27 protein-coding genes are annotated in these 23,811 nt (G+C 66.5%); 15 read left to right on the top strand and 12 right to left on the bottom strand.

Translation table 11 applies throughout. The features are described 5' to 3' along the window. Positions 1 to 30: 30 nt before the first annotated feature. Entirely contained in the window at positions 31 to 921 is an 891-nt protein-coding gene (locus C7K55_RS01550; RefSeq protein WP_106501615.1) for a carbohydrate ABC transporter permease, read from the bottom strand. Between the two features lie 37 nt (positions 922 to 958). On the opposite strand from C7K55_RS01550, the gene aroB reads away from it, so the two are divergent. Beyond that, positions 959 to 2,062, top strand: a complete 1,104-nt coding sequence (gene aroB, locus C7K55_RS01545; protein WP_106501614.1) for a 3-dehydroquinate synthase — start codon at positions 959 to 961, stop codon at positions 2,060 to 2,062. On the opposite strand, the gene C7K55_RS01540 is transcribed toward aroB, so the two are convergent. The 4 genes from C7K55_RS01540 to C7K55_RS01525 form a co-directional block, all read right to left on the bottom strand. Continuing rightward, positions 2,059 to 3,372: an aromatic ring-hydroxylating dioxygenase subunit alpha gene (locus tag C7K55_RS01540; protein ID WP_106501613.1), complete on the bottom strand. Its 1,314-nt coding sequence runs from the start codon at positions 3,370 to 3,372 to the stop codon at positions 2,059 to 2,061. The two genes, aroB and C7K55_RS01540, sit on opposite strands and share 4 nt — an antisense overlap. Before the next feature lie 64 nt (positions 3,373 to 3,436). Further along, positions 3,437 to 4,249 carry an ABC transporter permease gene (locus C7K55_RS01535; RefSeq protein ID WP_106501733.1) on the bottom strand — a complete coding sequence of 271 codons (813 nt, stop codon included), beginning with the start codon at positions 4,247 to 4,249 and terminating at the stop codon, positions 3,437 to 3,439. Next, positions 4,246 to 4,980, bottom strand: a complete 735-nt coding sequence (locus C7K55_RS01530; RefSeq protein WP_106501732.1) for an ABC transporter permease — start codon at positions 4,978 to 4,980, stop codon at positions 4,246 to 4,248. The genes C7K55_RS01535 and C7K55_RS01530 overlap by 4 nt, the downstream gene beginning before the upstream one ends. A 50-nt stretch (positions 4,981 to 5,030) precedes the next feature. Beyond that, positions 5,031 to 6,023, bottom strand: a complete 993-nt coding sequence (locus tag C7K55_RS01525; protein ID WP_106501731.1) for an ABC transporter ATP-binding protein — start codon at positions 6,021 to 6,023, stop codon at positions 5,031 to 5,033. Positions 6,024 to 6,118: 95 nt separating this feature from the next. On the opposite strand from C7K55_RS01525, the gene C7K55_RS14160 reads away from it, so the two are divergent. After that, a complete protein-coding gene (locus C7K55_RS14160) occupies positions 6,119 to 6,304 on the top strand; it encodes a DUF4079 family protein (protein ID WP_106501612.1) in 186 nt (61 codons plus the stop codon). Further along, complete coding sequence (locus tag C7K55_RS01515; RefSeq protein WP_106501611.1) at positions 6,301 to 6,999, top strand: SDR family oxidoreductase; 699 nt, start codon at positions 6,301 to 6,303, stop codon at positions 6,997 to 6,999. The genes C7K55_RS14160 and C7K55_RS01515 overlap by 4 nt, the downstream gene beginning before the upstream one ends. Here C7K55_RS01515 and C7K55_RS01510 read toward each other — a convergent pair. Beyond that, on the bottom strand, positions 6,959 to 8,137 hold the full coding sequence (locus tag C7K55_RS01510; protein ID WP_241518085.1) for a class I SAM-dependent methyltransferase: 1,179 nt from the start codon (positions 8,135 to 8,137) through the stop codon (positions 6,959 to 6,961). The two genes, C7K55_RS01515 and C7K55_RS01510, sit on opposite strands and share 41 nt — an antisense overlap. Positions 8,138 to 8,184: 47 nt before the next feature. Here C7K55_RS01510 and C7K55_RS01505 point away from each other — a divergent pair, with 47 nt between their 5' ends. Next, a complete protein-coding gene (locus C7K55_RS01505; RefSeq protein ID WP_106501610.1) occupies positions 8,185 to 9,006 on the top strand; it encodes a TPM domain-containing protein in 822 nt (273 codons plus the stop codon). A 5-nt stretch (positions 9,007 to 9,011) separates the two neighbouring features. Here the strand turns inward: C7K55_RS01505 and C7K55_RS01500 are convergent, their stop codons facing one another. The 3 genes from C7K55_RS01500 to C7K55_RS01490 all read right to left on the bottom strand — a co-directional run bounded on the left by C7K55_RS01500 (position 9,012) and on the right by C7K55_RS01490 (position 11,934). Then, a complete protein-coding gene (locus C7K55_RS01500; protein WP_193486083.1) occupies positions 9,012 to 9,761 on the bottom strand; it encodes a glycoside hydrolase family 24 protein in 750 nt (249 codons plus the stop codon). Between the two features lie 185 nt (positions 9,762 to 9,946). Continuing rightward, on the bottom strand, positions 9,947 to 11,038 hold the full coding sequence (locus C7K55_RS01495; protein WP_106501609.1) for a hypothetical protein: 1,092 nt from the start codon (positions 11,036 to 11,038) through the stop codon (positions 9,947 to 9,949). Further along, positions 11,032 to 11,934 (bottom strand): TIGR04168 family protein, encoded by a 903-nt coding sequence (locus tag C7K55_RS01490; RefSeq protein ID WP_106501608.1) that lies wholly within the window; start codon positions 11,932 to 11,934, stop codon positions 11,032 to 11,034. The genes C7K55_RS01495 and C7K55_RS01490 overlap by 7 nt, the downstream gene beginning before the upstream one ends. Positions 11,935 to 11,981: 47 nt before the next feature. On the opposite strand from C7K55_RS01490, the gene nadA reads away from it, so the two are divergent. The 5 genes from nadA (at position 11,982) to C7K55_RS01465 (ending at position 19,103) form a co-directional block, all read left to right on the top strand. Then, on the top strand, positions 11,982 to 12,935 hold the full coding sequence (gene nadA, locus C7K55_RS01485; RefSeq protein ID WP_106501607.1) for a quinolinate synthase NadA: 954 nt from the start codon (positions 11,982 to 11,984) through the stop codon (positions 12,933 to 12,935). A gap of 65 nt (positions 12,936 to 13,000) precedes the next feature. After that, entirely contained in the window at positions 13,001 to 13,957 is a 957-nt protein-coding gene (locus C7K55_RS01480; protein WP_106501606.1) for an aldo/keto reductase, read from the top strand. 13 nt (positions 13,958 to 13,970) lie between these two features. Beyond that, positions 13,971 to 14,984 carry a ligase-associated DNA damage response exonuclease gene (locus tag C7K55_RS01475; RefSeq protein WP_193486062.1) on the top strand — a complete coding sequence of 338 codons (1,014 nt, stop codon included), beginning with the start codon at positions 13,971 to 13,973 and terminating at the stop codon, positions 14,982 to 14,984. 7 nt (positions 14,985 to 14,991) lie between these two features. Then, a complete protein-coding gene (locus tag C7K55_RS01470; RefSeq protein WP_106501605.1) occupies positions 14,992 to 16,623 on the top strand; it encodes an ATP-dependent DNA ligase in 1,632 nt (543 codons plus the stop codon). Next, positions 16,620 to 19,103, top strand: a complete 2,484-nt coding sequence (locus C7K55_RS01465) for a ligase-associated DNA damage response DEXH box helicase (protein WP_106501604.1) — start codon at positions 16,620 to 16,622, stop codon at positions 19,101 to 19,103. Before C7K55_RS01470 ends, C7K55_RS01465 begins: the two co-directional genes overlap by 4 nt. A 195-nt stretch (positions 19,104 to 19,298) precedes the next feature. Here the strand turns inward: C7K55_RS01465 and C7K55_RS01460 are convergent, their stop codons facing one another. Then, complete coding sequence (locus tag C7K55_RS01460; RefSeq protein ID WP_206603455.1) at positions 19,299 to 19,547, bottom strand: hypothetical protein; 249 nt, start codon at positions 19,545 to 19,547, stop codon at positions 19,299 to 19,301. Between the two features lie 123 nt (positions 19,548 to 19,670). Between C7K55_RS01460 and C7K55_RS01455 the strand changes: the two genes are divergently transcribed. Further along, positions 19,671 to 19,994, top strand: a complete 324-nt coding sequence (locus C7K55_RS01455; RefSeq protein WP_127431953.1) for a diguanylate cyclase — start codon at positions 19,671 to 19,673, stop codon at positions 19,992 to 19,994. 48 nt (positions 19,995 to 20,042) lie between these two features. Then, a complete protein-coding gene (locus C7K55_RS14205; protein ID WP_106501602.1) occupies positions 20,043 to 20,234 on the top strand; it encodes a diguanylate cyclase domain-containing protein in 192 nt (63 codons plus the stop codon). Here C7K55_RS14205 and C7K55_RS13485 read toward each other — a convergent pair. After that, positions 20,212 to 20,349, bottom strand: a complete 138-nt coding sequence (locus tag C7K55_RS13485; protein WP_161956100.1) for a hypothetical protein — start codon at positions 20,347 to 20,349, stop codon at positions 20,212 to 20,214. The genes C7K55_RS14205 and C7K55_RS13485 overlap by 23 nt on opposite strands. A gap of 6 nt (positions 20,350 to 20,355) precedes the next feature. Here C7K55_RS13485 and C7K55_RS01445 point away from each other — a divergent pair, with 6 nt between their 5' ends. The 4 genes from C7K55_RS01445 (at position 20,356) to C7K55_RS01430 (ending at position 23,320) form a co-directional block, all read left to right on the top strand. Beyond that, complete coding sequence (locus C7K55_RS01445) at positions 20,356 to 20,571, top strand: hypothetical protein (protein WP_106501601.1); 216 nt, start codon at positions 20,356 to 20,358, stop codon at positions 20,569 to 20,571. An 18-nt stretch (positions 20,572 to 20,589) separates the two neighbouring features. Then, positions 20,590 to 21,204, top strand: coding sequence for a glutathione S-transferase family protein (locus tag C7K55_RS01440; protein WP_106501600.1), 615 nt, complete (start codon positions 20,590 to 20,592; stop codon positions 21,202 to 21,204). After that, positions 21,201 to 21,851: a ligase-associated DNA damage response endonuclease PdeM gene (gene pdeM / locus C7K55_RS01435; RefSeq protein WP_106501599.1), complete on the top strand. Its 651-nt coding sequence runs from the start codon at positions 21,201 to 21,203 to the stop codon at positions 21,849 to 21,851. Before C7K55_RS01440 ends, pdeM begins: the two co-directional genes overlap by 4 nt. A 74-nt stretch (positions 21,852 to 21,925) precedes the next feature. After that, positions 21,926 to 23,320: a hypothetical protein gene (locus tag C7K55_RS01430; RefSeq protein WP_241518104.1), complete on the top strand. Its 1,395-nt coding sequence runs from the start codon at positions 21,926 to 21,928 to the stop codon at positions 23,318 to 23,320. A 23-nt stretch (positions 23,321 to 23,343) separates the two neighbouring features. On the opposite strand, the gene C7K55_RS01425 is transcribed toward C7K55_RS01430, so the two are convergent. Continuing rightward, on the bottom strand, positions 23,344 to 23,781 hold the full coding sequence (locus C7K55_RS01425) for a CBS domain-containing protein (RefSeq protein WP_106501726.1): 438 nt from the start codon (positions 23,779 to 23,781) through the stop codon (positions 23,344 to 23,346). Between the last annotated feature and the right edge of the window lie 30 nt (positions 23,782 to 23,811).

Here is a 23,811-nt window from a genome sequence, read left to right as displayed (position 1 = left end):
GCTTCCTGGACTGGTCTAGTAAAAGGCTCTTCAAGTGAGGCCGCGATCACCGGCGAAGAGATAGCGCACCAAACTCAGCATCAACACGATCAAAAACAATGCCAAACCAATCGTGCAGGCGTAGCTGATCTCCAGCTCGGCAAAAGCCTGGTCGTAGACGTAGTAAACGAGGGTGCGGGTGGAATCGGCAGGGCCACCTTGAGTCATTAAATACACCTCTTCGAACACCTTGGTGGCCGCAATTGCAGAGATAACCGCCACCAGGGTGATGTAGGGCCGCAGCAGCGGCAGGGTGATGTCTAGGTGCTTGCGCAAGCCCTCACTGCCATCGAGGGCCGCCGCCTCGTAGAGATCGGGGGAGATGCCCTGGAGCCCGGCCAGAAAGATCACCATGTAGTAGCCGAGGCCCTTCCAGAGGGTCACGAGCATCACCGAAGGCAGGGCCAGCAGCGGCGAGGTGAGGAAACCGATGGGATCGAAGCTGCTGCCCAACAGGGCGGTGAGCCAGCCGTTAATCAGGCCGTTTTCGGCATAGATCCAGCGAAAGGCAATGGCCGCCACCACGATCGACACCAGCACCGGGGTGTACAGAGCACCGCGAAACCAGTGGATCCCAGGCAACTGGCGGTTGACCAGCACGGCCAGGGCCAGGGCTCCGACCACGATCGGGGGCACCACTCCCAGCAGATACAAAAAGGTGGTGCCTGTGACCCGGAAAAACATCGGGTCGGCCAGCAGGCGCCGGATATTGGCCAGGCCAACGAAGCGCAGGGGCTCGCTGACATCGAGGCCGGCCTGGCTGAAGCTCATCACCAAGGCCATCGCTGCCGGAATCAGCACCGACAGCCCGATCAGCACCAGGGCAGGCGTCAAAAAGCCCCAGGCCGTGGCGGTGCGCTTGCGGAGATTGGCCTCGCTCATACAGGGCAAAGTACCTGGGCTGGAGGATGATCGCCCTATGGATCTGCAAACGATCAGGGTGGAGCTGCAGGCTTCCCCCTACCCGGTGATCATCGGCTCGGCAGCCTTGCTGAGCCTGGGCGACCAGATTCGGGGTCTGGGCTTTAAAGCAGGCACCAAGGTGCTGCTGGTGACCAACGCCGTGGTGGAAGCCCACTACGGCGCCTCTGCCCTGCAGAGCCTCAGCGAGGCTTGTCTCGATGCCAGCACCCTGGTGATCGAGGCGGGAGAAGATCAGAAAACCCCAGCCACCGTGGGCCTGATCCATGACGCAGCCTTTGCCCGCCGGCTGGAGCGGGGCTCGCTGATCGTTGCCCTTGGCGGTGGCGTGGTGGGCGACATGGCGGGATTTGCGGCAGCCACCTGGCTGCGAGGCATTGCCGTGGTTCAGGTGCCCACCACCCTGCTGGCCATGGTGGATGCGGCGATCGGCGGCAAGACCGGCGTCAATCACCCCGGCGGCAAAAACCTGATCGGCGCTTTTCACCAGCCGCGCCTGGTGCTGATCGACCCCAGCAGCCTTGCCACCCTGCCGGAGCGCGAATTTCGCGCTGGCATGGCCGAGGTGATCAAATACGGCGTGATCGGCGACCCCGAGCTGCTGGCCGAGCTAGAGGCGAGCGGCCCCCAGCTGGCCAGCTTGAACACATTGTCAGCCGAGCTGCTGCAGCGAATTCTGGTGCGCTCCGCCGCCGCCAAGGCGAAGGTGGTGGCCGCCGACGAACACGAAGGGGGCCTGCGGGCGATCCTCAACTACGGCCACACCCTGGGCCACGTGGTGGAGACCCTCTGCGGCTATGGCACCTACCTCCATGGCGAAGCCGTTGGCTTGGGCATGCTGGCGGCTGGCGAAATCTCCCTGGCCATGGGCCTGTGGAGCGCTAGCGACCAGGCCCGCCAGCGAACCGTGATCGCCGCCGCAGGTCTGCCGCTGGCCTGGCCAGCCCTCAATCCCGACGCCGTGCTGGCCTGCCTGCAGGGCGACAAGAAGGTGCGGGAGGGTCAGGTGCGCTTCGTGCTGCCAACCGGGATCGGCAGGGTTGAGATCCGCAGCGACGTCAGCGAAGCAACCATCCGCAGCGCCCTCGCCAGCTGCGCCTAGAGGGCGTTGCGGGGTGGGTGGCCATCGCCGCGCAATAGCTGGCGGTCCCAGCGATTTAGCTGCCGCAGTAGCAGGGCGCTGCCGCCAAGCAGCACCAGCAGGGTCAACCGCGCCGGCAGCCCGGGCAGCCAGGCCGCCAGCAGCAGCTCCACCCCCAGGGCCACCAGCACTAGCGGCCGCCAGCGGCGTATCTGCCGCAGGGCACCGGAGCAGGCACGGCAGTGGCGGGTGTGGCTGTCGTAGCGATCCATCAGGGCTACCCGACCCAGCCGGGGCGGCAGGGCGGAGCCTGGGCATGGCTGGCCAGCAATATCTTTGACCCATCTGTGCAACGCCCGCACGTAGATGTCGGCGCTGGTGGGCAGGAAGCTCGCCTGGCTTTGAACCCGTTCCTGCCAGTGCAGAAACACCTGGTCGTCTTCGAGCACCGTGTGGTTACCGATGTGCTGCAACCACACCGGCCGAGCCCGCAGCAGCAGCCTGGGCAACAGCGAGCGGAACTGAAATGGGAAACGGGCAAACAAGCGGCATTCCCCAGCCCGGATCGGCGTGGCATACACAACCGTGAGGAAGCGGGCAAATCCCTTCGCCGTGAGGTCGTGCCACATCAGGCCCGGCGCCTGAAAGGTGGTGAACTGGCTGCCCAGGCGCCCCCGGCGCGGGCCCTCGGGCCAAGTGGCGGTGAACCCCTCCGGCCCGAAGCTTGTGAGCTCGGCCACCACCGGAGCCGCGTTCTGGCGCTTACCCACCGTGCGGTGGTGGGTGAAGGGCACATGGCTCACATCGAGCACGTTCTCCAGCAGGGTGAGGGCATCCATCGGCAGGTCGCGGAAGGTGTCCTGCACCAGCCAGCCGGGTTCCTCGAGCACGGGCACCAGCGGCAGGGGCACCGCCGCAGCCGCGGCCGGGTCGCCGGCAAACACAAACAGCAGCCCCTGGGCGCTGGCTGTGGCGTAGCGGCGGCAGGAGCTGCGGGGGTTGGCGCCGATTGCGGCTTCGGCCTGGGGGATGGCGGTGCAGCTGCCCTGGGCGTTGAAACTCCAACCGTGATAAGGGCACTCCAGCTCACCACTTTCGTTGAGGCGGCCTTCGCTCAAGGGCACGAGCCGGTGGGGGCAGACGTCGGCAAAGGCGCACCACTGCTGGCCTGCAGCGTCCCACCACAGCACCAGATCCATCTCCAGCAGGGTGAAGGCCGTGGGGCGACGAGGGTCGAGATCCTGGAGATAGGCCACCGGATACCAGCGCTGCAACCAGTGCTCCTGCCTGATGCTGGCGGCGGAATCGATAGCAGGAGCGGGGATCACCATGGGGTGCGGCAGCAACTAGGGAGAGCCGGTGGATCGATGATGGCGCGCTGACCCGCAGCTCCGCTCAACTAGAAGCAGAGGTGTAGAAGCGCTGGGCGTAGCGCCACAGCAGGCGACTGCCAGCCAGGCAAAGCCCGGCGGCCAGCAAAGAGCCGCTAGCCCAGATGGCCGAACCCCGCCCCAGCAGGGCCTCGGCGGGCACGGTGGTGAGGAAGGCCACCGGCAGCACAAAGGTGAACAGCAGCCGCAGCGCCGGTGGATAGGCACTCACCGGGTAGCGGCCCGCCACCAGGGTGTAGCGCAACACCTCGGTGGCATTCCACACCTTCACAAACCAGATGCTGAGGGCCGCCAACACAAACCAGAGGCTGTAGAGAATCACCAGGGCTGCAACCAGCAGTGCCAGCGAGAGCAGCACGGGCCCAGCCGCCGGCAGGCTGGATGGAGCCCCAGTACCCCTGTTCAGCAGGGCCCAGGCGATCAAGCCAAGCCCAGCAAATATTCCTGGCAACCCCCAGGGCGACACGGTGCGGGCCGACAGCCAAAACTGGCTATCAATCGGCTTGAGCAGCACGTAGTCGAGGGTGCCGGTCTGCACGTGGTTGACGATGCGGCTGAGGTTGGGCTGCAGCACGCAGGTGGTGAAACCATCCAGCACGGTGTAGAGGCCCAGCACCACCAGAGCGCCACTCCAGCTCCAGCCCCCCAGCTGGGGCCCACCACCAAACAGCAGCTGCAGCACAAAGACGCTGCCGGCCAGGTTGCCCAGCACCGACAGCAGCTCGATCCAGGCATTGAGCGGGTATTCGAGTTCGGCAGCGAGGGAGGTGCCCCAGAAGCAGCGCAGGCTGCGCCAGTAGCGCGCAAACTCCCTCACGCGCCCATCGCCGAGTAGCGGCGCAGGCCCGCCCGCCACAGCCAGTGGCCGATCGGCAGCAGCAGCAGGCACCAAGCGGCGATCGCCCCAAAACCCAACGCCACATTCACCGGTTCGCCGGCCAGCAGCCGGGCGGGGAAGTCGACCATCCAGGGGAAGGGCGTGGCCAGGGCCAGCCGCCGCACCGCTGGAGGAAAGGTCTCCAGGGGCGCAACTATGCCCGATAAAAACAGATAGGGAATCATCAACAGCCGGTCGAGGGCCGCTGCCCGCTCACTCCAAAAACAGAGGGTGGTAACGAGCACCTGCAGCAGAAAGCGCAGCAGAAAGGCCGCCACAATCGCCAGGATTCCCAGCAGCAAAGCCCCCGCTGACGGCAGCCACAGCAAGCCGGGCGCCGCCAGCCCCACCACCAGCAGCATCACGGCCACAAACGGGATTCGCGACGCCTGTTCACTGAAATGGGCCGCCAGATATCGCCAGAGCGGCGAAAGCGGCTGCAGCAGGAAGGGCGACAGGCGGCCCTGCAGGGCGTCGTCTTCGAATACCTGAATCAGCCAAACCACCGTGAACTGGCGCACCACAAAGGCAGCCAGGAAGTACTGGCTGAGCTGCTGGGGTGAGAGGCCAGCCGCCGCCGCCGCGCCCGAGCCGCTCCAAACGCCGAGCATGATCAAGGGCAATACCCCAGATAGGGCCCAGAGGGCGATTTCGGCCCGGTATTCGAGCATCAGCGCGTACTGACTGCCCAGCAGCGCCCGCGCCACCCGCCAGGCCCAGCTCACTGGGAGGCCTCGGAGTTTGAATCGCGCTGGCGGAACAAACCGCCGATCAGCTCCTCCACCGGCGGATCACTCACCTCAAGATCCACCACCGCAAAGCGCTCCAGCAGCGCCGCCACCTGCTGGGCGAGCTGGGCCCGCGGCACCAGCAGCCGCACCAGGTGGCCCTGATGGGCTTCGAGCTGGCCGAACCCGGCAAAGGCCTCCGGTGGGTGGAGGTCGGCAAGCTCCAGCCGCACCTGGCGGCAGGGGGCCAACCGCTGGGTGAGATCGGCCAGGGAGCCATCGTGGAAGAGCTGGCCCTGGTGGATCAGCAGCACCCGCGGGCAGAGGGCGGTGATGTCGCCCATGTAATGGCTGGTGAGCAGCACGGTGGCGCCGGTGCGGCGGTTGTAATCGGCGAGGAAATCCCGCACCCGCGCCTGGGCATTCACATCCAGACCCAGGGTGGGCTCATCGAGAAACAACACCGCCGGCTCGTGCAGAAGGGCCGCCAGCAGTTCGGCCTTCATCCGCTGGCCGAGGGAAAGCTTGCGCATCGGTCGCCGCAGCTCCTGGCCCAGCTCCAGCATCTCGGCGAGTTGGCCTATGCGCCGCTGGGCCTCCGCCTCCGCAATGCCGTAGACCGCGGCATTAACCCTCAGCGAATCGAGGGCGGGCAGGTCCCAGATCAGCTGCTGGCGGTTGCCCATCACCAGGGTGATCTGGCGCAAGAAGCGGGCCTGACGCCGAAAGGGCTGGTGACCTGCCACCTCCAGCTCGCCGCCGCTGGGGTGGATCAGACCGGTGAGCATCTTCAAGGTGGTGGTCTTACCGGCGCCGTTGGGGCCCAGGAAGCCAACGATCTCCCCCGGCTCGATCGTGAAGCTGATTCCATCCACCGCCAGCACATCGCGATGGCGCCGCCGCAGCAGATGCTGAATTGTGCCGGCCAGGCCAGGCTGCTTCTCGCTGATTCGGTAGGTCTTGCTCAACCCACTAGCGCGAATGATTGGCCCTGCCACAACGTTTTGCAGTCCAGCGCACCGTAGGCAGCCAGCTGGGCTGTTTAGGGTTTAGGAATCGCATCCCTTCAGCCCCTGGGGCAATGACCAGCGTCGACTGGCTCTGGCTCCTACACCCCGCCCTTGCGGTAGCCCTGGTTTTTCCCCTGCTGGGCGCTGTCCTGCAGCTGGCCATCCAGACCCGCCGGCGCCGCCTTAACCCAGGCAAGGCGCCGGCAAGCTCCGGCAGCGAGCAACATGGAGCTGTGGTGGCGGAGATGCAGCGATGAGCCTGGTGGCAGTGACGGGAGCATCCGGCAAAACCGGCTGGCGGGTGGTGGATGAAGCCTTGAAGCGCGGCCTGGCGGTGCGGGCGCTTGTGCGACCCGGCTCGGTGCTGCCAGCGGCCCTGGCTGAAGCAGAGCAGCAAGGGCGGCTCGATGTGCGGCGTCTGGATCTCAGTGCCACCGAGGCCTTGCATGCCGCCTTGAGCGGCTGTGACTCCCTGGTGATCGCCACTGGCGCCCGGCCATCAGTGGATCTGGCCGGCCCCCTCAAGGTGGATGCCTTCGGGGTGCGCGACCAGATCCGCGCCTGCCAGGCGGTGGGCCTGAAGCGGGTTGTGCTGGTGAGTTCGCTCTGCGCCGGTCGCTGGCAGCACCCCCTAAACCTATTTGGCTTGATCCTGGTGTCGAAACGCCTAGGCGAGCGCTGGCTTGAAGAAAGCGGACTCGACTGGACCGTGGTGCGCCCCGGCGGCCTCAGCGAGGACGACAGCCGCAGCGAAAGGGAGGGGGTGGTTTATTCCGGCCCCAACCAGCAGGAGAGCAGCAGCCTGCCCCGCCGCCTGGTGGCCCGGGTGTGCCTAGAGGCCCTGGAAACCCCGGCCGCCAGCGGGCGAATCATCGAAATCACCAGTAGTCCCACCCAGGAGCCCCAAGCCCTCAACCAGTGGCTGGAGGCAGCGATCCCGGCTCCCGGCTGAAGCGGGGCAGCTCTGGGGCCACACCCCGGCCGTAGGCCAGCCAGCGGAAATCTCCCAGAGCCACGGGGTCCACCAGCCGCAGCAGGGCCTCGCGCCTAGCCAGCACTGTGGCCAGCTCAGCCGGGGCCTCCTGCTGCAGCCCATGCAGTCGCTCGGCCAAGCCCAGGGCGAGCAGGGCCTGGCCCTGGCGGCACTGGCCCAGGGGCAGCCAGCCGCTGGCGGCGGCGGCGGCATCGACGCTCTCAATACAAAGGTGGGCGGTGAGATCCCAGGCGCCTGGCTCCAGCAGCGGATCGCCGCTGGCCTGCTGGCCCCGATAAGCCATCAAGGTGCCGCCAGAGCGCTGGGGGGCGTAGTAGCGCCAGGCCTCTAAGGCGTAGTCGATCACCAGCAGCTGGCCCGCGGCCACGGCCGCGGCGCACTCGCCAAGCCAGGGGGCCAGGCCCGGGTGCAACTCGCTGCACCAACCGGAAGAGCGCTGGGGCGATGGGGGCAGGAGTGCGAGGGGCTCGAGTTGGGCGGCCGCTGCCGGCTCCAGGGGCTCGCCGGGCTCCAGCCGCAACGAGAGCTCCGCCCCAGGGCCCTCATGCAGCGCCACCACTTGCTGGCGCCAGAGCGCCCCGTCCCACTCGATCCGCTCCACCGCCAGGGCATCGAGCACCTCATGGGCGAGCACCACACCACGCAGCGGTGATGCCGCCAGCTCCGCGAAGCTGGCCCAGCGACAGGGCAGGGGGCAGTCCTGCAGCAGGGCTCGCTGACGTGCCGCCATGCCCCCGTTGGGCTCCACCAGCACCAGCTCCAGGCGCTGGGCCAGCTGGGGCCAACCAGCCACCAGGGCCTCGGCCAATTGCAGGGCCAAGCTGCCCTCCCCTGGCCCTGCCTCAACCAGAGCCAGGGGCCCGGGACCGGCCGCCAGGGCAGTGAGCCACTCGGCCAGCTGGGGTGCCAGCAGGGCGGCGAAATCCGGCCCCAGGGAGGGGGCGGTGGCGAAATCCCCCGCCGGGCCGATGCGCAGCCGGCCAGCCCCATAGGCGCCGTGCAACGGATCGTGCAACACCCATTCCATGTAGGTGCGGAAAGGGACCGCTGCGCCGACGGCCTCGAAGCGCTGCAGCAGCCAGGGGGGCAAGCTCACGCTCAGACGTCTGCTCAGGGAGAATGCATCTTCGCTGAGGCTGGTGTATGGGTCGCGCTTGGAACGCCGTGCTGCCTGCGCTGGTGTCGCTGTTGCTGGTGTTGGCCTGCTGGCTGGGTGTGGGCATCGCGCCGGCCCAGGCCTACGACAACCCCGACCTCCTACCCGACCATCCCACCCCGGTGATCGACCTGGCCAAGGCCCTCACCGATGGTCAGCGCATCAGCCTGGAAGAAAATCTCACTCGCTTCGAGGCCGATACCGGCTGGAAACTGCGGGTGCTCACCCAATACGACCGCACCCCAGGCCAGGCGGTGAAGGACTTCTGGAACCTCGACGAACGCAGCCTGCTGCTGGTGGCCGATGAGCGCGGCGGCAACCTGCTCAACTTCAACGTGGGTGATGCCCTGTTTGCCCTGATGCCCCGCACCTACTGGGTGGAGCTGCAGACCCGCTTCGGCAACCAGTACTACGTGCGCGACAACGGCCAGGACGCCGCCATTGTCGATGCCCTGGCAGCTGTGGAAATTTGTTTGGAGCGGGGTGGTTGCCAGGTGGTGCCAGGCCTGCCACGCGAGCAGTGGCTGCTCACCCTCTCCACTTCCATGCTCGGAGGCCTGGTGGCGGGCTTCGCTTCCTATCCGCGCAAAGAGGGTCGCAAGGTGGAGTGGGCCTGGGTGCTGCTGCTCTCCCCTTTGTGGCTGATCCTGTTTGGCGCCCTAGGCCTGGGCCCGATCCTGACCCGCACCAACGACCTGCTGCCGGTTGCCCGCAACACCCTGGCCTTCCTCGGCGCAGCTCTTGGCGCTTACCTAATCGCCGGAGCCACCGTGGGTAAGGCCAGGCTCAAGGATGCCGATCAGGGTTAGAACTTTCAGCCGGGGTTTTGGCTGCGGCTGCGCGGTCCCAGCTTTTCAAGCCCCTCGAGCTGACAGCGCAAGGAGCCCGCAGGCGCACAGGCGGGCTTGATTTCATCCCTGGCTAAGGACTGGGGCTGCTGATCGCGCAGACGGCTGAGGTTGTCGTCGTAGAAGCGCTTGAGATCGTGGAAGCGCTTCACCGGCTGGCCGTAGAAGCTGCGGCCGGCGAGGGTGGGGAAGCTGGCCCACTCGGGGGCCAATTTGGCCGCCAGCAGCGGCGAGAACACGCCTTGATCAGCTAGGGCCAGGGCACCACGACGCTGGATTAGGTAAATGGCACCCTGGTCTTGGACCTGGGGGCCAAAGGCCGCGATTCCCAAGGAGCGCGAAACCATGGTCCAGGTGAAGGGCATGAACTGGTAAGCACCCGCCGCGGCACTGGCATAGCGGGCAGTGCGAACCACCCGGTCGGGATGGCGCTCCAGGGAGGGCATCAGGCCGCCACCAAACATGATCCGGTAGCCGATGTCGTCGCCATCGGCCCAGGTGCCTTCGGCGTAGCGAATGGTGTTGAGCAGGGCGCGGCGCTCAGCGGTGATCGCGAAGATCCGCACCGGCGGTGGGGGCAGGGGCAGGGCCATAGCCGTTGGGAAGCTGGGCTGAGAGGCCTCAAAAGCTTGGGCTACCGGAGCCGTCAGGGAAAGGGCTCCCAGTCCTACAGCCAAGGCGAGGGCGGATCTAAAACAGTTGCTGGGCAAGGTCATACCGGAGCGGATCAAACGGCAGACCGCCTGCAGGCGGCCAAATCTGGAAATGCGTAGAAAAGATTTGTTCGAGCCAATTTGCCTATCAATCGGCCCAGACACGATGGAGTTAGTGCCAATCGCACAGGTGTCCACCAGTGTCAACAACTACAGCGAACAGTTCAGATCACTGTGAGCCAGGTAAATTACGCCTGAATTTTTGAATAAAACAAACAGCCCGCTTCAAAAGCTGCAAGCGCCTCGGCCGCCTGCAGAGCACCCTGGCCAGCCAATGGCTCACCAGTGGGGGGCTGCAAAGGCTGGTCGAGCTGCCAATCCCCCTGGCGGGCCTGCTCCTGGCTGAGCAGCCGGTGCCAGCCGTGGCGCACCAAAGCCGCCTCCAGCACTGGCGCTTCGGCAAAACCTTCACGATGCACCAAATGCACCCCCACTCCGGCGCTCAAGGCCTCGCAAAAGGAGCTGTATCCGGGCTTGGTGATCAGGCGGGCGCAGTGCCCTAATACCTCCAGCGGCCGCACCCCGGCAGGCAGCAGGCGGCAGTTGGCAGCTTGGGCCAAACGGGGATCGGGACTAACAAACACGCGATCGGGCCAGAGCTGCAGCAACTCCGGATCCAGGTCGTAGCCCAGCCCCCCAAAACTCACCAGCACACAGCGCTCACGCTCGTCCGGCAACTGCAGCTGGCGGGCCAGGCTGCCCGGCTCAAGCCGGGGGCTACCGGCGGTGAGCCCAATCGACAGCTCGGGAATTCCCCAGTCGATCGGCATCGCCAGGGGACAGCGCAGTAACAGGTCGCCCTGGCGGTAGGCAGCCAGGCAACGGTCGGCCCAGGGGCTGAAAGCGGCACCCATCGCCCCGTAGATGGCCTCCCAGCCAAAGCTGGCCAGCCAGATCAGAGGCGCCCCGAGGCCTCGAGCCAAGGCCGCCGCCGCTGGGGGCACGTCTGCAAGCACAAGCAGCGGCATCGCTTGGGCGGCCAGCCAGGCCTGCTCAGCCGCCAGCTGGGCGGGCAGCTCAGCTTCCAGGGCCGATAGGGCGGCCAGGGTTGCCCCAGCGTCTGCCCCTAGGGCATCGGCCTGCACCACGCCCACGTCCCAACGACAGGGGCGATGTTCAAAGGGCACGGGCCCCAGGGCGGAGCGCAGAAAGGCCTCAGGTAGGGCCGTGGACAACACCAAGCGCCAGTGGGGCCGCAGCCCATGCAGGGCGGTTAAAACGGAAGCGGTGCGGGAGCCATGGCCAAAACCATGGGCACTGACGCAGGCATAAATCAGCACGGCGCCAGTTCGGGAGCTGGGTTAGGGGCTGGGTTGGGGGCAGTCCAGAGGCGCTCTTCGTAGAGCAGCTCACCACCCAGGCCAAACCAGCGATGGCTGGCACTCACGACCTCCTGGCCCACCAGCTCCACCCAGCTGAAGTGCCGCAGGGCCTGGCCGGCGCCATCGGTGCCGTGGCGGGGAACGCAGGCGGTGTTGAGGTAGGAGGTGCCGGCCCGATCGCGGCAGAAGCTTTGGCGATCCCCCTGGCCGCGCCTGAGGGCGTGGTGCATATGCCCAAACACCACCAGGGGCACCGGGCGATTGAGGCGGATCTGGCGGATGGCCAGGGCTAGGTCGAGATCACCCCAGTCGCAGGCGGGTGGCTTCCAGTCGCGGCCGCAGGGGGAGGTGGCATCGCTGCCGAGTCCGGAGGGTCCGCTATGGCTCAGCAACACCAGGGGCCAGTCGGGGGGTGCGGTGGCGGCGGCGGCCGTGATCCGATCGGCCGACTCCTGCAAGCTCACCGGGCCGAAGGCAGCTAGCGCCGCCCGAGAAAGCCTGAAGCCACCGCCGGCGGTGGCCGGCCGCCCCCCCACCACCGCCAGATCCGGCGGGCTCAGGGCTCGCAATTTCCAGCCGCAGTGAACCTCTCCCAGCAGGTTGATCTGGTGCTGCAGCGTGCGCCCAGAAGCGTCCTTGCCGGTGTCGTGGTTGCCAAGGATGCAGGCCACAGGCATGGGCAATTGGCGCAGCAGGGACGGAATCCGCTGCTGACCATCGCTTAGGTCGCCCACCACGAGCAGGGCATCGGGGGCTAGGCAGTCCAGTAGCGCATGGTCGCTGTGGTCCCATTCACCATGCAGATCTCCGGCGATGGCAATGCGGAGCCTTTTCCCCCCGCCGGATACCGCCATCACTGCTGCCTAGGCTCATGCCATCCTGCATCAGCTGAGGCCCCCGGTTGGTTTTCACCGCCACCAAGAACCACGCACCGCAAGATCTGCCCGCCGCTATCAGCGCCCTGAAGCAGGTGCGCAAGGCTGTGATCCTGGCGCACTACTACCAAGACGAAGCCGTTCAGGACATCGCCGACTTCATCGGCGACTCGCTGGAGCTCTCGCGCAAGGCCGCCGCCACCGACGCCGAGGTGATTGTTTTCTGCGGCGTTCACTTCATGGCTGAGACCGCCAAGATCCTCAGCCCGGACAAAACCGTGCTGCTGCCAGATCTGGAGGCCGGTTGCTCGTTGGCCGATGCCTGCCCGGCCGATGAGTTTGCCGCCTTCCGCGCCGAGCATCCAGACCACATCGCCGTGAGCTACATCAACTGCTCGGCGGCAGTCAAAGCCCTTAGCGACCTGATCTGCACCAGCAGTAACGCGGTGGATCTGGTGAAGCAGCTGCCAGCCGACCGGCCGATCCTGTTTGCCCCCGACCAAAACCTGGGCCGCTGGGTACAGCGCCAGAGCGGCCGCCAGCTCACCCTCTGGCCAGGCAGCTGCATCGTGCATGAGACCTTCAGCGAACAAGCCCTGCTGCAGCTGAAGCTCGAGCACCCAGCGGCTGAGGTGCTGGCCCATCCCGAGTGCCAGCAACACCTGCTGGACCTGGCCGACTTCATCGGCTCCACCAGCGCCCTTTTGCGTCAAGCAGAGCAGAGCCCCGCCACCACCTTCATCGTGCTCACCGAGCCGGGGATCTTGCACCAGATGCGGCTGAAACTGCCCCAAAAGACCTTTTTCGAGGTGCCCGGCGCCGACGGCTGCAGCTGCAACGCCTGCCCCTACATGCGGCTAAACACCCTGGAAAAGGTGTGGCAGTGCCTCGATCGAATGGAACCAGAAATCGTGATGGATGAGGCGCTGCGGCTAAGGGCCCTGGCACCGATCGAAAAGATGTTGGCCATGAGCCGCTGAGCCGCCGCCAGGGCAGATGCCTAAACAGAGAGTTCGCCTTAGGCAAGGCTCCCTAAAGTGCCCCCATGCGCACTGCCACCTTCGCCAATGGCGACTCCATGCCCCTGCTTGGGCTTGGCACCTGGAAATCGGCTCCGGGGGAAGTGGGGGCCGCGGTGCGGGAGGCCATTCGGCTGGGCTACCGCCACATCGACTGTGCCAGCGTTTACGGCAACGAGCCAGAGGTGGGCGAGGCTCTCCGCGGCGCCATCGAAGCCGGCGAGGTGAAGCGGGAGGAGCTGTGGATCACCTCCAAGCTCTGGTGCAATGCCCATGGACGCGAAAACGTCGCAGCGGCGCTGCGCCGCACCCTCTCCGATCTGGGCCTGGCGTGGCTTGATCTCTACCTGATCCACTGGCCGGTGCCGATCAAGCCGGGCGTGGCCTTTCCCACCAGCGGCTCTGACCTGCTGCCACCGGCGCAGGTGCCGCTCGAATCCACCTGGGAGGGGATGGAAGCGGCCATGGAGGCGGGCCTCACGCGCCACATCGGCGTGAGCAATTTCTCCAGCCGCAAGCTGCACGACCTCCTGGCCCACTGCCGGATCCGGCCGGAGGTGAATCAGGTGGAACGGCACCCCCTGCTGCAACAGCCGGGCCTGGTGGCCGACTGCGCAGCCGAGGGCGTGCACCTCACCGCCTACTCGCCGCTCGGCTCCCAGGACCGGCCCGCCGCCCTCAAGGGCGCCGATGAACCGGTTCTGCTGGAAAACCCATTGATCGGCGCGATCGCCGCGGAGCATGGCTGCAGCCCCGCCCAGGTGCTGATCGCCTGGCAGCTGCAGAGCGGCATCTCCACCATTCCCAAATCGGTGCGTCCGGCCCGGCTGCTGGAAAACCTGGCGGCAGCTGAGATCACACTCACACCGGCCGATCTCGAGCGGATCGCCGCGCTGGATCAGCAGCGCCGCCTGGTGGATGGATCGTTCTGGCTGCTGGAGGGGGGCCCCTGGTCGCTGCAGACCCTTTGGGACGAAACCTGAGCACCTCCTAGCCATGCCCCTCCCCACCGGCAGCCTGCTGGAGCACACCCCCCAGGGGCTCTACTGCCGGGCGGCGGCGGCCTGGATAGACCCCGTGGGGCCGGTGCCCCGGGCCCTGATCACCCACGCCCACGCCGACCACGCCCGGCCCGGCTGCGGCGAATATTGGGCGGTGGGCGCCAGCGAAGCGATCCTGCGGCAACGCCTGGGGGCCACGATCAACCTGATCCCGGTCGACTACGGCGCCGCCCATCGCATTGGGGAGGCCCGGGTGTCGTTTCACAGCGCCGGGCATGTGCTGGGCAGCGCCCAGATCCGACTGGAGGCGGGCGGTGAGAGCTGGCTGGTGAGCGGCGACTACAAGCGCTGCGCCGACCCCAGCTGCTCCCCGTTTGAGCCGGTGCAGGCAGACGTATTTATTACTGAGGCCACCTTCGGCCTGCCGATCTATCGCTGGCAGAGCGGCGCCGAGGTGGCCGGCGAGATCCTGAGCTGGTGGCAGGGAGCACCGGAGCGGCCGTCGATCCTGTTTGCCTATGCCTTCGGCAAGGCCCAGCGGCTGCTGGCGGAGCTAGCCGCCATTGGGGTGGGGGAGCCAGGGCAGCCCGGCGCGGAAGGCAACGAGATCCTGCTGCACGGCGCCGTGGAGGCCCTGATGCCGGCCTACCGGGAGGCGGGGGTGCGGCTGCCGCCCACCCTGCCGGTGAGCGCAATCGCTAAAGGGGAATCCCTGGCGGGCCGGCTTGTGATTGCGCCGCCCTCAGCCCACCGCTCGGTGTGGATGAAGCGATTCAAGCTGCCGCAAGCGGCCTTCGTGAGCGGCTGGATGGCGGTGCGTGGCGCCCGCCGCCGCCGGGGGTATGAGCGGGGCTTCGTGATGAGCGACCACGCCGACTGGCCCGGCCTGATCCAGAGCGTGCAGCAGAGCTGCGCCCGGCAGGTGTACGTGACCCACGGCAACAGCGACGGCCTGGCCCGCTACCTGAGCGAGGTGGAAGGGATCAGCGCCGAACCGCTGGCGGGCTGAGACCGGCATGCGTCGCTTCGCCGATCTCTACAGCGCCCTTGATGCCAGCAGCGGCACCCAGGCCCGGGTGGATGCCCTCGTCGCCTACTTCAGTGGTGTTGATGCCGCCGATGGCGCCTGGGCCCTGCACGTGCTGCTGGGCAAGCAGGGCAAGCGCCTGATCACCGGACGGCGGCTGCGCCAGATCTGCCTGGAGGAATCCCCCCTGCCGGAGTGGTTATTCGACGACTGCTACGCCCACGTTGGTGATTCGGCCGAAACGATCACCCTGCTCTGGGCCCAGGTGGGAGCTGGGGCGAGCCAACCCCTGCAGCACTCCCTGCAGCACTGGATGGAGCAGCTGCTGCCGGCCGCCGCCGCCTTAGAGGGCAGCGAGCAGGCAGAAGCGGTGCGGCAGCTTTGGCGGGGCCTCAGCAGATCCGAACTGCTGGTAGCCAACAAGTTGCTCACCGGTGGCCTGCGGGTGGGCGTGGCCCAGGGGCTGGTGGTGCGCGCCCTGGCACGCCTCAGCGGGCTGGAGGAAGCGCAGCTGCAGCACCGGCTGATGGGCGGCTTCAAGCCCGGTGCTGCCGCCCTCACCGCCCTGCTGGCCCCAGCCAATGGAGCCGAAGCGGTGCCCAGCCACCCCTACCCCTTCTACCTGGCATCGCCCTTGGAGCAGCAGCCGGCCGGCCCCGCCAGCGACTGGCAAGCGGAGTGGAAGTTCGACGGCATCCGTGGCCAGCTGATCCGCCGCGCCAACGAGGTTTTTTTATGGAGCCGCGGCGAAGAATTAATCGGTGCCGCCTTCCCCGAATTGCTCGCAGCGGCAGGGTGCCTGGCCAACGGCAGCGTGCTCGATGGCGAGATCCTGGTGTGGCCCCCCGGCTCCGACCAGCCCGCCCCCTTCGCCCAGCTGCAGCGCCGCCTGGGCCGCAAGGCGCCAGGGCGCAAGCTGCTGGCCGAGTGTCCGGCGGCCTTCGTGGCCTACGACCTGCTGGAGCTGGGGGGCGACGACCTGCGCCAGGCACCCCTGAGCCAGCGCCGTGCTGCCCTGGAGGAGCTGCTCCAAGAACTGTCTGAAACGACACCCACCCCGGCAGCCGGGCTCCTGCGCCTATCCCCCCTCCTACCCCTCACGGCCTGGGAGCAGCTGGAGCCGCTGCGCCAGCAGGCCGCCAGCGCTGCCGCCGAAGGCCTGATGCTCAAGGGCCTCGCATCGCCCTACCTGGCCGGCCGCAAGCGGGGCCACTGGTGGAAGCACAAGCGCGATCCCTACACCCTCGATGCGGTGCTGCTGTATGCCCAGGCCGGAAGCGGTCGCCGCGCCAACCTGTTCACCGACTACACCTTCGGGCTGTGGGATGGCGAAGGGCAACTGGTGAGCTTCGCCAAGGCCTACTCCGGCCTCGACGACGCCGAGATCACCGCGCTCGACCGTTGGATCCGCAGCCACACCAGCGAGCGCTTCGGGCCAGTGCGAGCGGTGCAGCCGCTGCAGGTGTTCGAGCTGGCCTTCGAGGGGCTGCAGCGCTCCAGCCGCCACAAGAGCGGTATCGCCGTGCGCTTCCCCCGCATCGCCCGCTGGCGCCAAGACAAACCAGCCGCAGAAGCCGACAGCCTGGCCAGCGCCCTGGCCCTGCTGGCAACCCAGCCATGAGCCGGAAGCCCCCTGGCCAACCAAAGTCCTGCGCACTCCTGGCCCCGATCGAAGCCTGGTTTGAGCTTCAGGGCTGGACGCCCCTGCCCTTTCAGCGCCAGTGCTGGCAGGCCTATCTGGCCGGCGAGAGCGGCCTGATCCAGGTGCCCACCGGCTCGGGCAAAACCTATGCCGCCGTAATGGGTCCGATCGCGGAGCTGCTGGCCGAGCCCAGCCCCGGCCTACGCCTGCTCTATCTCACGCCCCTGCGCGCCCTGAGCCGGGATCTGGCCCTGGCGATCCAGCAGCCAATCGAGGCGATGGGCTGGCCGCTGCGGGTGGGCATCCGCAATGGCGACACCTCCAGCTACGAGCGCGGCAAGCAACTGCGCAGCCCGCCCGAAATCCTGATCACCACGCCGGAGTCGCTCAGCTTGCTGCTGGCCAATCCCAAGGCCCCTGCCCTATTTGCTGGCCTTCAGGCGGTGGTTCTGGATGAGTGGCACGAGTTGATGGGCAGCAAACGCGGCAGCCAAACCGAGCTCTGCCTGAGCTGGCTGCGCAGCCAGCAGCCGGGCCTGCGCACCTGGGCGATCAGCGCCACGATCGGCAATCTCGATGAGGCCGCCCGCAGCGCCCTGGGTGCCGGAAGCGAACCCCACCTGATCACCGCACCGATTGCCCGGGCAACGGAGATCCGTAGCCTGCTGCCCGAGACGATCGACGGCTTTCCCTGGGCAGGCCACCTCGGCCTGCGCCGCTATGAAGATCTGGTGGCGGCCCTGGAGCCCGGCGTCTCCACCCTGCTGTTCACCAACACCCGCAACCAGGCCGAGCGCTGGCACCAGTGCCTCCGCTACGCCTGCCCGGAAATGGAGCACGCGTTAGCGCTCCACCACAGCGCCATCGACCGGGCCGAGCGCGAAGCGATCGAAGCCGGGGTGAAAGCAGGAGCCCTGCGCTGGGTTGTGTGCACCAGCTCCCTCGATCTGGGCGTGGATTTCCAGCCGGTGGAGCGTGTGGTGCAGATCGGCTCTGCCAAAAATGTGGCCCGGCTGCTGCAGCGGGCTGGCCGCAGCGCCCACCTCCCCGGCGGCACCTCCCAGGTGCTGTTCATGCCTACCCATGCCTTAGAGCTGCTGGAGCTGAGCGCCCTGCGGCGGGGCCTGAGCGAGGGGCTGGTGGAGGCGCGCCGACCACCGACGGCACCGATCGACGTGCTGCTCCAGCACCTCACCAGCCTGGCCTGCGGCCCGGGATTTGAACCGGCCCAGGCACTGGCAACGGTCCGCAGCGCCTGGAGCTACCGGCAGCTCAGCGATAGCGACTGGCAGTGGTGCCTGCGCTTCCTCGAGCACGGCGGCGACTGCCTTGGTGCCTATCCGCGCTACCGCAAGCTCGAGCGCGATGGCGATCTCTATCTGGTGAAGGAAAAGGCGATCGCCCGAATGCATCGCCTGCACATCGGCACCATCACCGCCGATCGCGCCGTGACCGTGCGCTTTGTGCGCGGCGCCGTGCTCGGCCATGTGGAAGAGACCTTCATCGGCCGGCTCAAGGCCGGCGATGTGTTCTTCTTTGCCGGCCGTCAACTGGAATTCGTGCGGCTGCGGGAGATGACGGCCCATGTGAAAGCCAGCTCCAAAAAGAGCAGCACCGTGCCCGCCTGGTCTGGCGGCCAGATGGCCCTTTCCGACCTGCTCAGCCAGCACCTGCGCGCCGAAGTGGATCGTTGCGCCCGCGCCCTGGCTGGGGAAGCCAAGCTCGATAGCCCCGAACTTATGGCCCTGGAGCCCCTGCTGCAGCGCCAGGTGCAGCTCTCCAGGCTGCCAAGGCAACACGAACTACTGGTGGAGGTGTGTAACAGCCGTGAGGGCAGCCACCTCTATGCCTATCCATTTGAAGGGCGCTTTGTACACGAGGGCCTGGGTTTTCTTTGGGCCTGGCGCCTGGCCCGCCACCAGCCCAGCACGATCACGGTGTCGGTAAACGACTACGGCTTTGAACTGCTAGCGCCAAAAAACTATCCATTTGAAGAGTTATTTGAGATACACGCCGAAGAACTGCTCGATGACAGCGATCTCAAGGTCGATCTGGAGCAGGCAATCAACCTCTCAGAGCTTTGCCGGAGGCGTTTCCGCGCCATTGCCCAGATCAGCGGCTTGGTGCTGAACGGCTACCCCGGCCAGTCCAAATCCGGCGGTCAACTGCAGATCAGTGCCGCCCTGCTTTTTGATGTATTCAGCCGCCACGAACCTGCCAACCGCCTCCTGGCCCAGGCCAGATCGGAAGTGCTCACCGACCAGCTGGATCTGCCCAGGATCACCCTGGCCTTGCAGCGGCTGCAGCGATGCAGGTTGCAGCTGGAGCGCACCGCCCGGCCCGGCCCGCTGGCCTTCCCCTTACTGGCGGAGCGCCTAAACAACCGCATGAGTAATGAGTCGCTGCTGGACAGGCTTCAGCGGTTGATCAAAGACGCAGGGGCAGCGGAGGGGAGTTGATACATCAAAGATCCCAGCACCGAGGGCGAACTGGGCATTCCAGAACGTACCAAGGTGCTATCGATCTTGATCATCCACTCTCAAACAACTCCGAACGGATTCGAGGCCACCTGGATCAACATGATCACCGCAGGTTCCGAGCCCACAGCACCAGAAAGATGACCTCTACGACCTTCAACAAGTCGGCAATTCTGATCAGCGCCAAACGATATCTCGCCAGGCCCCATCTCTACCCGCACGCCATTCATACTCTTGACCAGGCACCAGAGATAAAAACACAACACCGGTTGCATCATCGCGGGGGCCAGACTGCCAAACACTTGCTATTCCCTGGATAAATGTGATCAGCTTAAAATCATCCAACCACTCCTTCTTTTGATGACTCACCCCTTGATGATCACACCAGACATGCCAAACATGAAACCCGGGCTTATCTTGGGTCATCATGGACTAAAAGATTTGTCAATCCAATCTTAGCGGCAGGCTTTTCTAATTAAGTTCCTCCTACGGCAGCCGAGCGAGCCGAAGGCGCCATGGCTAGCGTTGATTGTTGTCAGGAATACCGCCGTGAGGGTAGATCCCCGGATCCTGATGGCCAACAACGCCTTTTACAAGCGGATGTGGGATGAGGTGCTCCACAAGGGCTTCTGGGAGGGCGACATCTGGAACCTGGTACTCAGCGGTGAGATCAGAAGCCATCACCTCAACATCTCCACGGTGCGCGACGAGAGCCTCGAGCCCCAGTACTACGTAGGCATGCTGCAGGCCGTGCACTTCATGGCCCAGCACGACAGCCTCACCGGGTTGGCAAACCGCTCGATGCTGATGGAGCAGCTGGAGCGCAATCTCGTCCTAGCCAAGCGCCATGGCCGCGGCGTCGCGCTGCTCTAGCTCGATCTCGACGGCTTCAAGTCTGTAAACGACCAGTTCGGCCACAACGTGGTCGACCAAGTGCTGCAGATCGTGGCGGATCGGTTTCGGAATGTGATCCGCGAGGGCGACCTGCTCTGCCGTCAGGGCGGCGATGAATTCGTGGTGCTCGTGCCGGATGCAGGCCAAGAGCAATCCTGTGCAGCTGAGTCGTGCCTCCCTTCAGGCACCCGCTGGCTCAGGCCTGCTCCAAACGCTTGACGATCAGAGCCATCAGGGCCAAGGAACCGGCAAGGGCAATCAACAAGGCGATGGTCATGGCTGAAGCGTCTACTACTGCAACAATTATCGCCGCTGATGGGTCAAAGCCATCCACCTTCTGATGTCATTTTTGCTGGTTGCTCCATCGGCACCTGGCAACCTGGAGCTCTGCGCCCAATGGCGCTCAGCCCGAGGTGCAGAAAAGGCCAGCCTCGCCAACAGGCTTGGGGCAAGCAACGGTCTCACCAAGAACACAAAGCTGGCCGAGGCTCAGCCCAGCGACATCAACAGCCTTTATCGCATCCCCGACATCCAACGGCTCTGCCGCAACTCCTAAGCAACTCAGCACCAATCCATGACCCTGAAGCTCTATGGCGGCGCCCGCAGCCGCGCCTCCATGCCCCGCTGGTATCTGGAGGAGAAGGGGATTGCCTACGACTGGATTCAACTCGACATGGAGGCAGGCGAGCACAAGGGAGACAACTTTTGTGCCATCAACCCCTTCGCCAAGGTGCCAGCGCTGGTGGATGAAACCCTGCGCGCGCCTGGCGGCAAACCGCTGCAGCTGTTTGAAAGCGGCGCAATCCTGCTGCACCTGGCCGATCACCACGCCAACGAATTCACTGGCACGGCGGCTGAAATGGCAGCCCAGCGGGCCCTGGCAAACCAGTGGATCCTGTTTGCCAATGCCACCCTGGCCGTGGCGCTGTTTGTGCCTGCCAACCGGGAGCGGGAATTCCCGCAGCTGATGGGGGTGCTCGATGGGCTGCTGGCAGGCGGCCGGCCCCTGCTGGCAGGGCCCTGGGGCGATCCAGCCTGGAGCGTTGCCGACTGCGCCGTAAATGCCTACCTGGCCTATCTGCCAATCTTCTTCCCCCAGATCGACCTCACTCCCTACCCCAACGTGCAGGCCACGATTGCCGCCACCCAGGCCCGGCCGGCCTACCAACACGGCATGGGCAGGGCTTGAACTCGGCACAAGGCGCTGCTGCCGCAAGCGTCAGCTTTGACTGGCAAGGCCAGCAGCTGCAGCTGCTTGGAGCCAAGGCGGCGTGGGATCCCCAGCGCCGAACCTTATTAGTGGCCGATTTGCATCTGGGCAAGGCGGAAACCTTCCAGGCCCATGGCATTCCCCTGCCCAGTGATGGCGATGGCGCCACCCTCAATGGGCTCCTGGAGTTGGCCCATCAGCTGGAGCCCCAGCGGGTGGTGGTGCTGGGAGACCTGATCCACAGCCGCCTGGGGCTCACCGGCGAACTCCGCGCCAAGCTGGCTGCCCTACCGGAGCTGCTCGGCTGCCCGCTGCGCCTGATCGGCGGCAACCATGAGCAGGGCAGCTGGATCGAGGGGCTGCCGCAGGAGCCTTCCCAAGCCCTGGGCCCCTGGTGGCTGAGCCACATTCCAGAACCCCGGACGGGCATGCTCAACCTCTGCGGCCACCTGCATCCAGTGGCAGTGGTGGGCCGGGGTGCCGATCGGCTGCGGCTGCCCTGCTTCAGCTATTGCGAAGCCAGTGAGCGCTTAGCCATGCCAGCCTTCGGGCGCTTGACGGGAGGCCATCCCTGCTCCCAACGTGATCGGATCTGGTTGGTGGCCGACGGCGCCGTCGTGGATTGAAAGCAAGCACCACCCAGCAGCAATCGGGCCGCCTGAGCCCCAGGCCCCGCCGCCCGTTGTGGCGATACAAGCGGATGCTCACGGTGGCTCTGCCAGCAGGCTTTCTCACCTTTTTGGTGGCCATTGCCCCACCGCTGCCCGGGTCCGGCCCCCGGGCCGGAGCACCCCTACTCACCCGCGCCGACGACCAACCGTTCCGCTACCAGCCGGACGACAGCACCTATGCCCTCGACTTCGATCCCCGGGCCGTGCAGATCGACCTGCTGGAGGGCTGGGATCGGGAACAGGAGGCCTACGCCGACAGCCAGTCCCTGGCCTTCTTTTCGGGGCCGATGTACGAGCGCCACGTCGATGCGGGCGGGCGGGAAATCACAGTGCCGCTGGGCGATCTCAAGCTGGGCGATCGCATCTGGCGCGGCCGCAACCGCACCGCTGCCCGCCAGCGGGCCTTTGTGGGCATCCACCGCGATGGGGGCGTCGACTTCGGCTTCGGCGAGCTGACGGCCGATCGCGCCCAGCGCTACGACAGCTTCATCGGCGGGCTTCACAGCGTCTACAACGACCTGGAGCGGCCGCCGGCCAGCTATCGCGGTGCCTACAGCATTTCGATGGGCCAGCAGATCCGCTATTTCCTACCCAGGATCCGCATGGTGATCGGCCTGCGCCCCGACGGCCGGCTGGAGGTGCTGATGAGCCGCGATGGCCTCACCCTCGAGCAGACCCGCTCCCTGGCGCGGCAGCGCGGGCTGCGGGCCGCCTACCTGCCCGACCACGCCTCCAAGAGCCGTTTCATCATCCCAGGCAAAAAGGGCTTCAGCGCGGCTGACGCCAACTGGATCAGCGGTGGCGCCACCAGCTTTGTACACGTGCCCTACCTGCTGCGGCTGAGCCGACGCAGCACCCCCCTGCAGGGGTCGCTGCTGGCCAGCCTGGCGGGGCGAACGGCGGCGGAGGGCTGCGGCAATCCCTTCCAGTGCGGCCAAACCCTCGGCGGGCAACTGGTGGACCGGGCCCTGGCCGGCTTCAACCGGCTGATGGAGCAGGGGGTGGAACCCATCGCCCAGCTGATCTGGGCCCCTCGTGGCCCCCGGGATCCCCTGCGGGCCAACGCCAAGGCCCCCCTGCGGGAGCCGCCGATCAGCGCGGACCCCCTGGCCCTGCGCCAGCGCCAAGAGCAAGCCGCCGACACCCCGGCGATCACCGGGGTGGAGTTCGAGACCCTCGGCCTGCCATCCGACCTCTCCCAGCCCCTGGTACTGCCAGAAGGCGCAGAACTGCCTGAGCAGGAAGCCGCGGCCGCGGACGGGTACGCCTCACCAGCGGATCCAGGGGCACCAGGGGCCGCCGAACTGGAGGGTGCCGAACCGGCAGAAGCACCGGTGGATTCGGCGGTCGGCCCCACGGGCCAGATCACCACAGGGGCTCCCCTGCCGGGAGCGCCGCCCCCACCGGGCCTGCCACAGCCCTGATCGGCTGATACCCCTGCTTCGCTTCAGCCCGCAGCCGCCAGGGCCCGCACCACATCCCCGCGGGTGAGCACACCCACCGGGTGACGCTCGCCATCCAGCACAAACAGGCGTTGGGTGCTGCGCTCATGCAGCAGGCCAGCCGCCGCCGGCAAGGGCAGCTCGGCGCTGCAGCTGTGGGGGTGTTGGCCCATTACCTCGCCCACGGTGCTGCCGAGCACCTGGTGCACCTCCTTGTCCCAGTTGAGCGGGTTGCGCAGGTAAATCACCGCATCGAGCAGCATCACGTAGGGGCCGGGCTGGAAGCCGCTTTCGCGCACCATCAGGTCTTGCTCGCTGAGCTCGCCCACCAGGGCGCCACTGCCATCCACCACCGGCAAACCGCTGATGTGGTGCTCGCTCATCAGCTTCACAGCATCCTGCAGGGGGCTGTCCGCTGTGACACTCAACACCGGTGCAGACATCACGGCGGAAACCAGCTGTTGCACCACGGG

Origin of the sequence: Cyanobium usitatum str. Tous (assembly GCF_003011885.1) — a bacterium.
GTDB lineage: Bacteria > Cyanobacteriota > Cyanobacteriia > PCC-6307 > Cyanobiaceae > Cyanobium_A > Cyanobium_A usitatum.
This window is presented reverse-complemented; position numbering and strand designations above follow the sequence as displayed.

What these genes read in the sequence shown, in the direction of transcription:
- C7K55_RS01505 (WP_106501610.1), top strand. Translation starts at nt 8,185, where the DNA reads ATGGGTCGCGCTTGGAACGCCGTGCTGCCTGCGCTGGTGTCGCTGTTG.
- C7K55_RS01540 (WP_106501613.1), bottom strand. Translation starts at nt 3,372, where the DNA reads ATGGTGATCCCCGCTCCTGCTATCGATTCCGCCGCCAGCATCAGGCAG.
- C7K55_RS01425 (WP_106501726.1), bottom strand. Translation starts at nt 23,781, where the DNA reads ATGTCTGCACCGGTGTTGAGTGTCACAGCGGACAGCCCCCTGCAGGAT.
- C7K55_RS01480 (WP_106501606.1), top strand. Translation starts at nt 13,001, where the DNA reads ATGCGCACTGCCACCTTCGCCAATGGCGACTCCATGCCCCTGCTTGGG.
- C7K55_RS01500 (WP_193486083.1), bottom strand. Translation starts at nt 9,761, where the DNA reads ATGACCTTGCCCAGCAACTGTTTTAGATCCGCCCTCGCCTTGGCTGTA.
- C7K55_RS01440 (WP_106501600.1), top strand. Translation starts at nt 20,590, where the DNA reads ATGACCCTGAAGCTCTATGGCGGCGCCCGCAGCCGCGCCTCCATGCCC.
- C7K55_RS01530 (WP_106501732.1), bottom strand. Translation starts at nt 4,980, where the DNA reads ATGCTCGAATACCGGGCCGAAATCGCCCTCTGGGCCCTATCTGGGGTA.
- aroB (WP_106501614.1), top strand. Translation starts at nt 959, where the DNA reads ATGGATCTGCAAACGATCAGGGTGGAGCTGCAGGCTTCCCCCTACCCG.
- C7K55_RS01460 (WP_206603455.1), bottom strand. Translation starts at nt 19,547, where the DNA reads ATGACCCAAGATAAGCCCGGGTTTCATGTTTGGCATGTCTGGTGTGAT.
- C7K55_RS01550 (WP_106501615.1), bottom strand. Translation starts at nt 921, where the DNA reads ATGAGCGAGGCCAATCTCCGCAAGCGCACCGCCACGGCCTGGGGCTTT.
- C7K55_RS01465 (WP_106501604.1), top strand. Translation starts at nt 16,620, where the DNA reads ATGAGCCGGAAGCCCCCTGGCCAACCAAAGTCCTGCGCACTCCTGGCC.
- C7K55_RS01490 (WP_106501608.1), bottom strand. Translation starts at nt 11,934, where the DNA reads ATGGCGGTATCCGGCGGGGGGAAAAGGCTCCGCATTGCCATCGCCGGA.
- C7K55_RS01445 (WP_106501601.1), top strand. Translation starts at nt 20,356, where the DNA reads ATGTCATTTTTGCTGGTTGCTCCATCGGCACCTGGCAACCTGGAGCTC.
- C7K55_RS01470 (WP_106501605.1), top strand. Translation starts at nt 14,992, where the DNA reads ATGCGTCGCTTCGCCGATCTCTACAGCGCCCTTGATGCCAGCAGCGGC.
- C7K55_RS01430 (WP_241518104.1), top strand. Translation starts at nt 21,926, where the DNA reads ATGCTCACGGTGGCTCTGCCAGCAGGCTTTCTCACCTTTTTGGTGGCC.
- C7K55_RS01475 (WP_193486062.1), top strand. Translation starts at nt 13,971, where the DNA reads ATGCCCCTCCCCACCGGCAGCCTGCTGGAGCACACCCCCCAGGGGCTC.
- C7K55_RS01515 (WP_106501611.1), top strand. Translation starts at nt 6,301, where the DNA reads ATGAGCCTGGTGGCAGTGACGGGAGCATCCGGCAAAACCGGCTGGCGG.
- C7K55_RS14160 (WP_106501612.1), top strand. Translation starts at nt 6,119, where the DNA reads ATGACCAGCGTCGACTGGCTCTGGCTCCTACACCCCGCCCTTGCGGTA.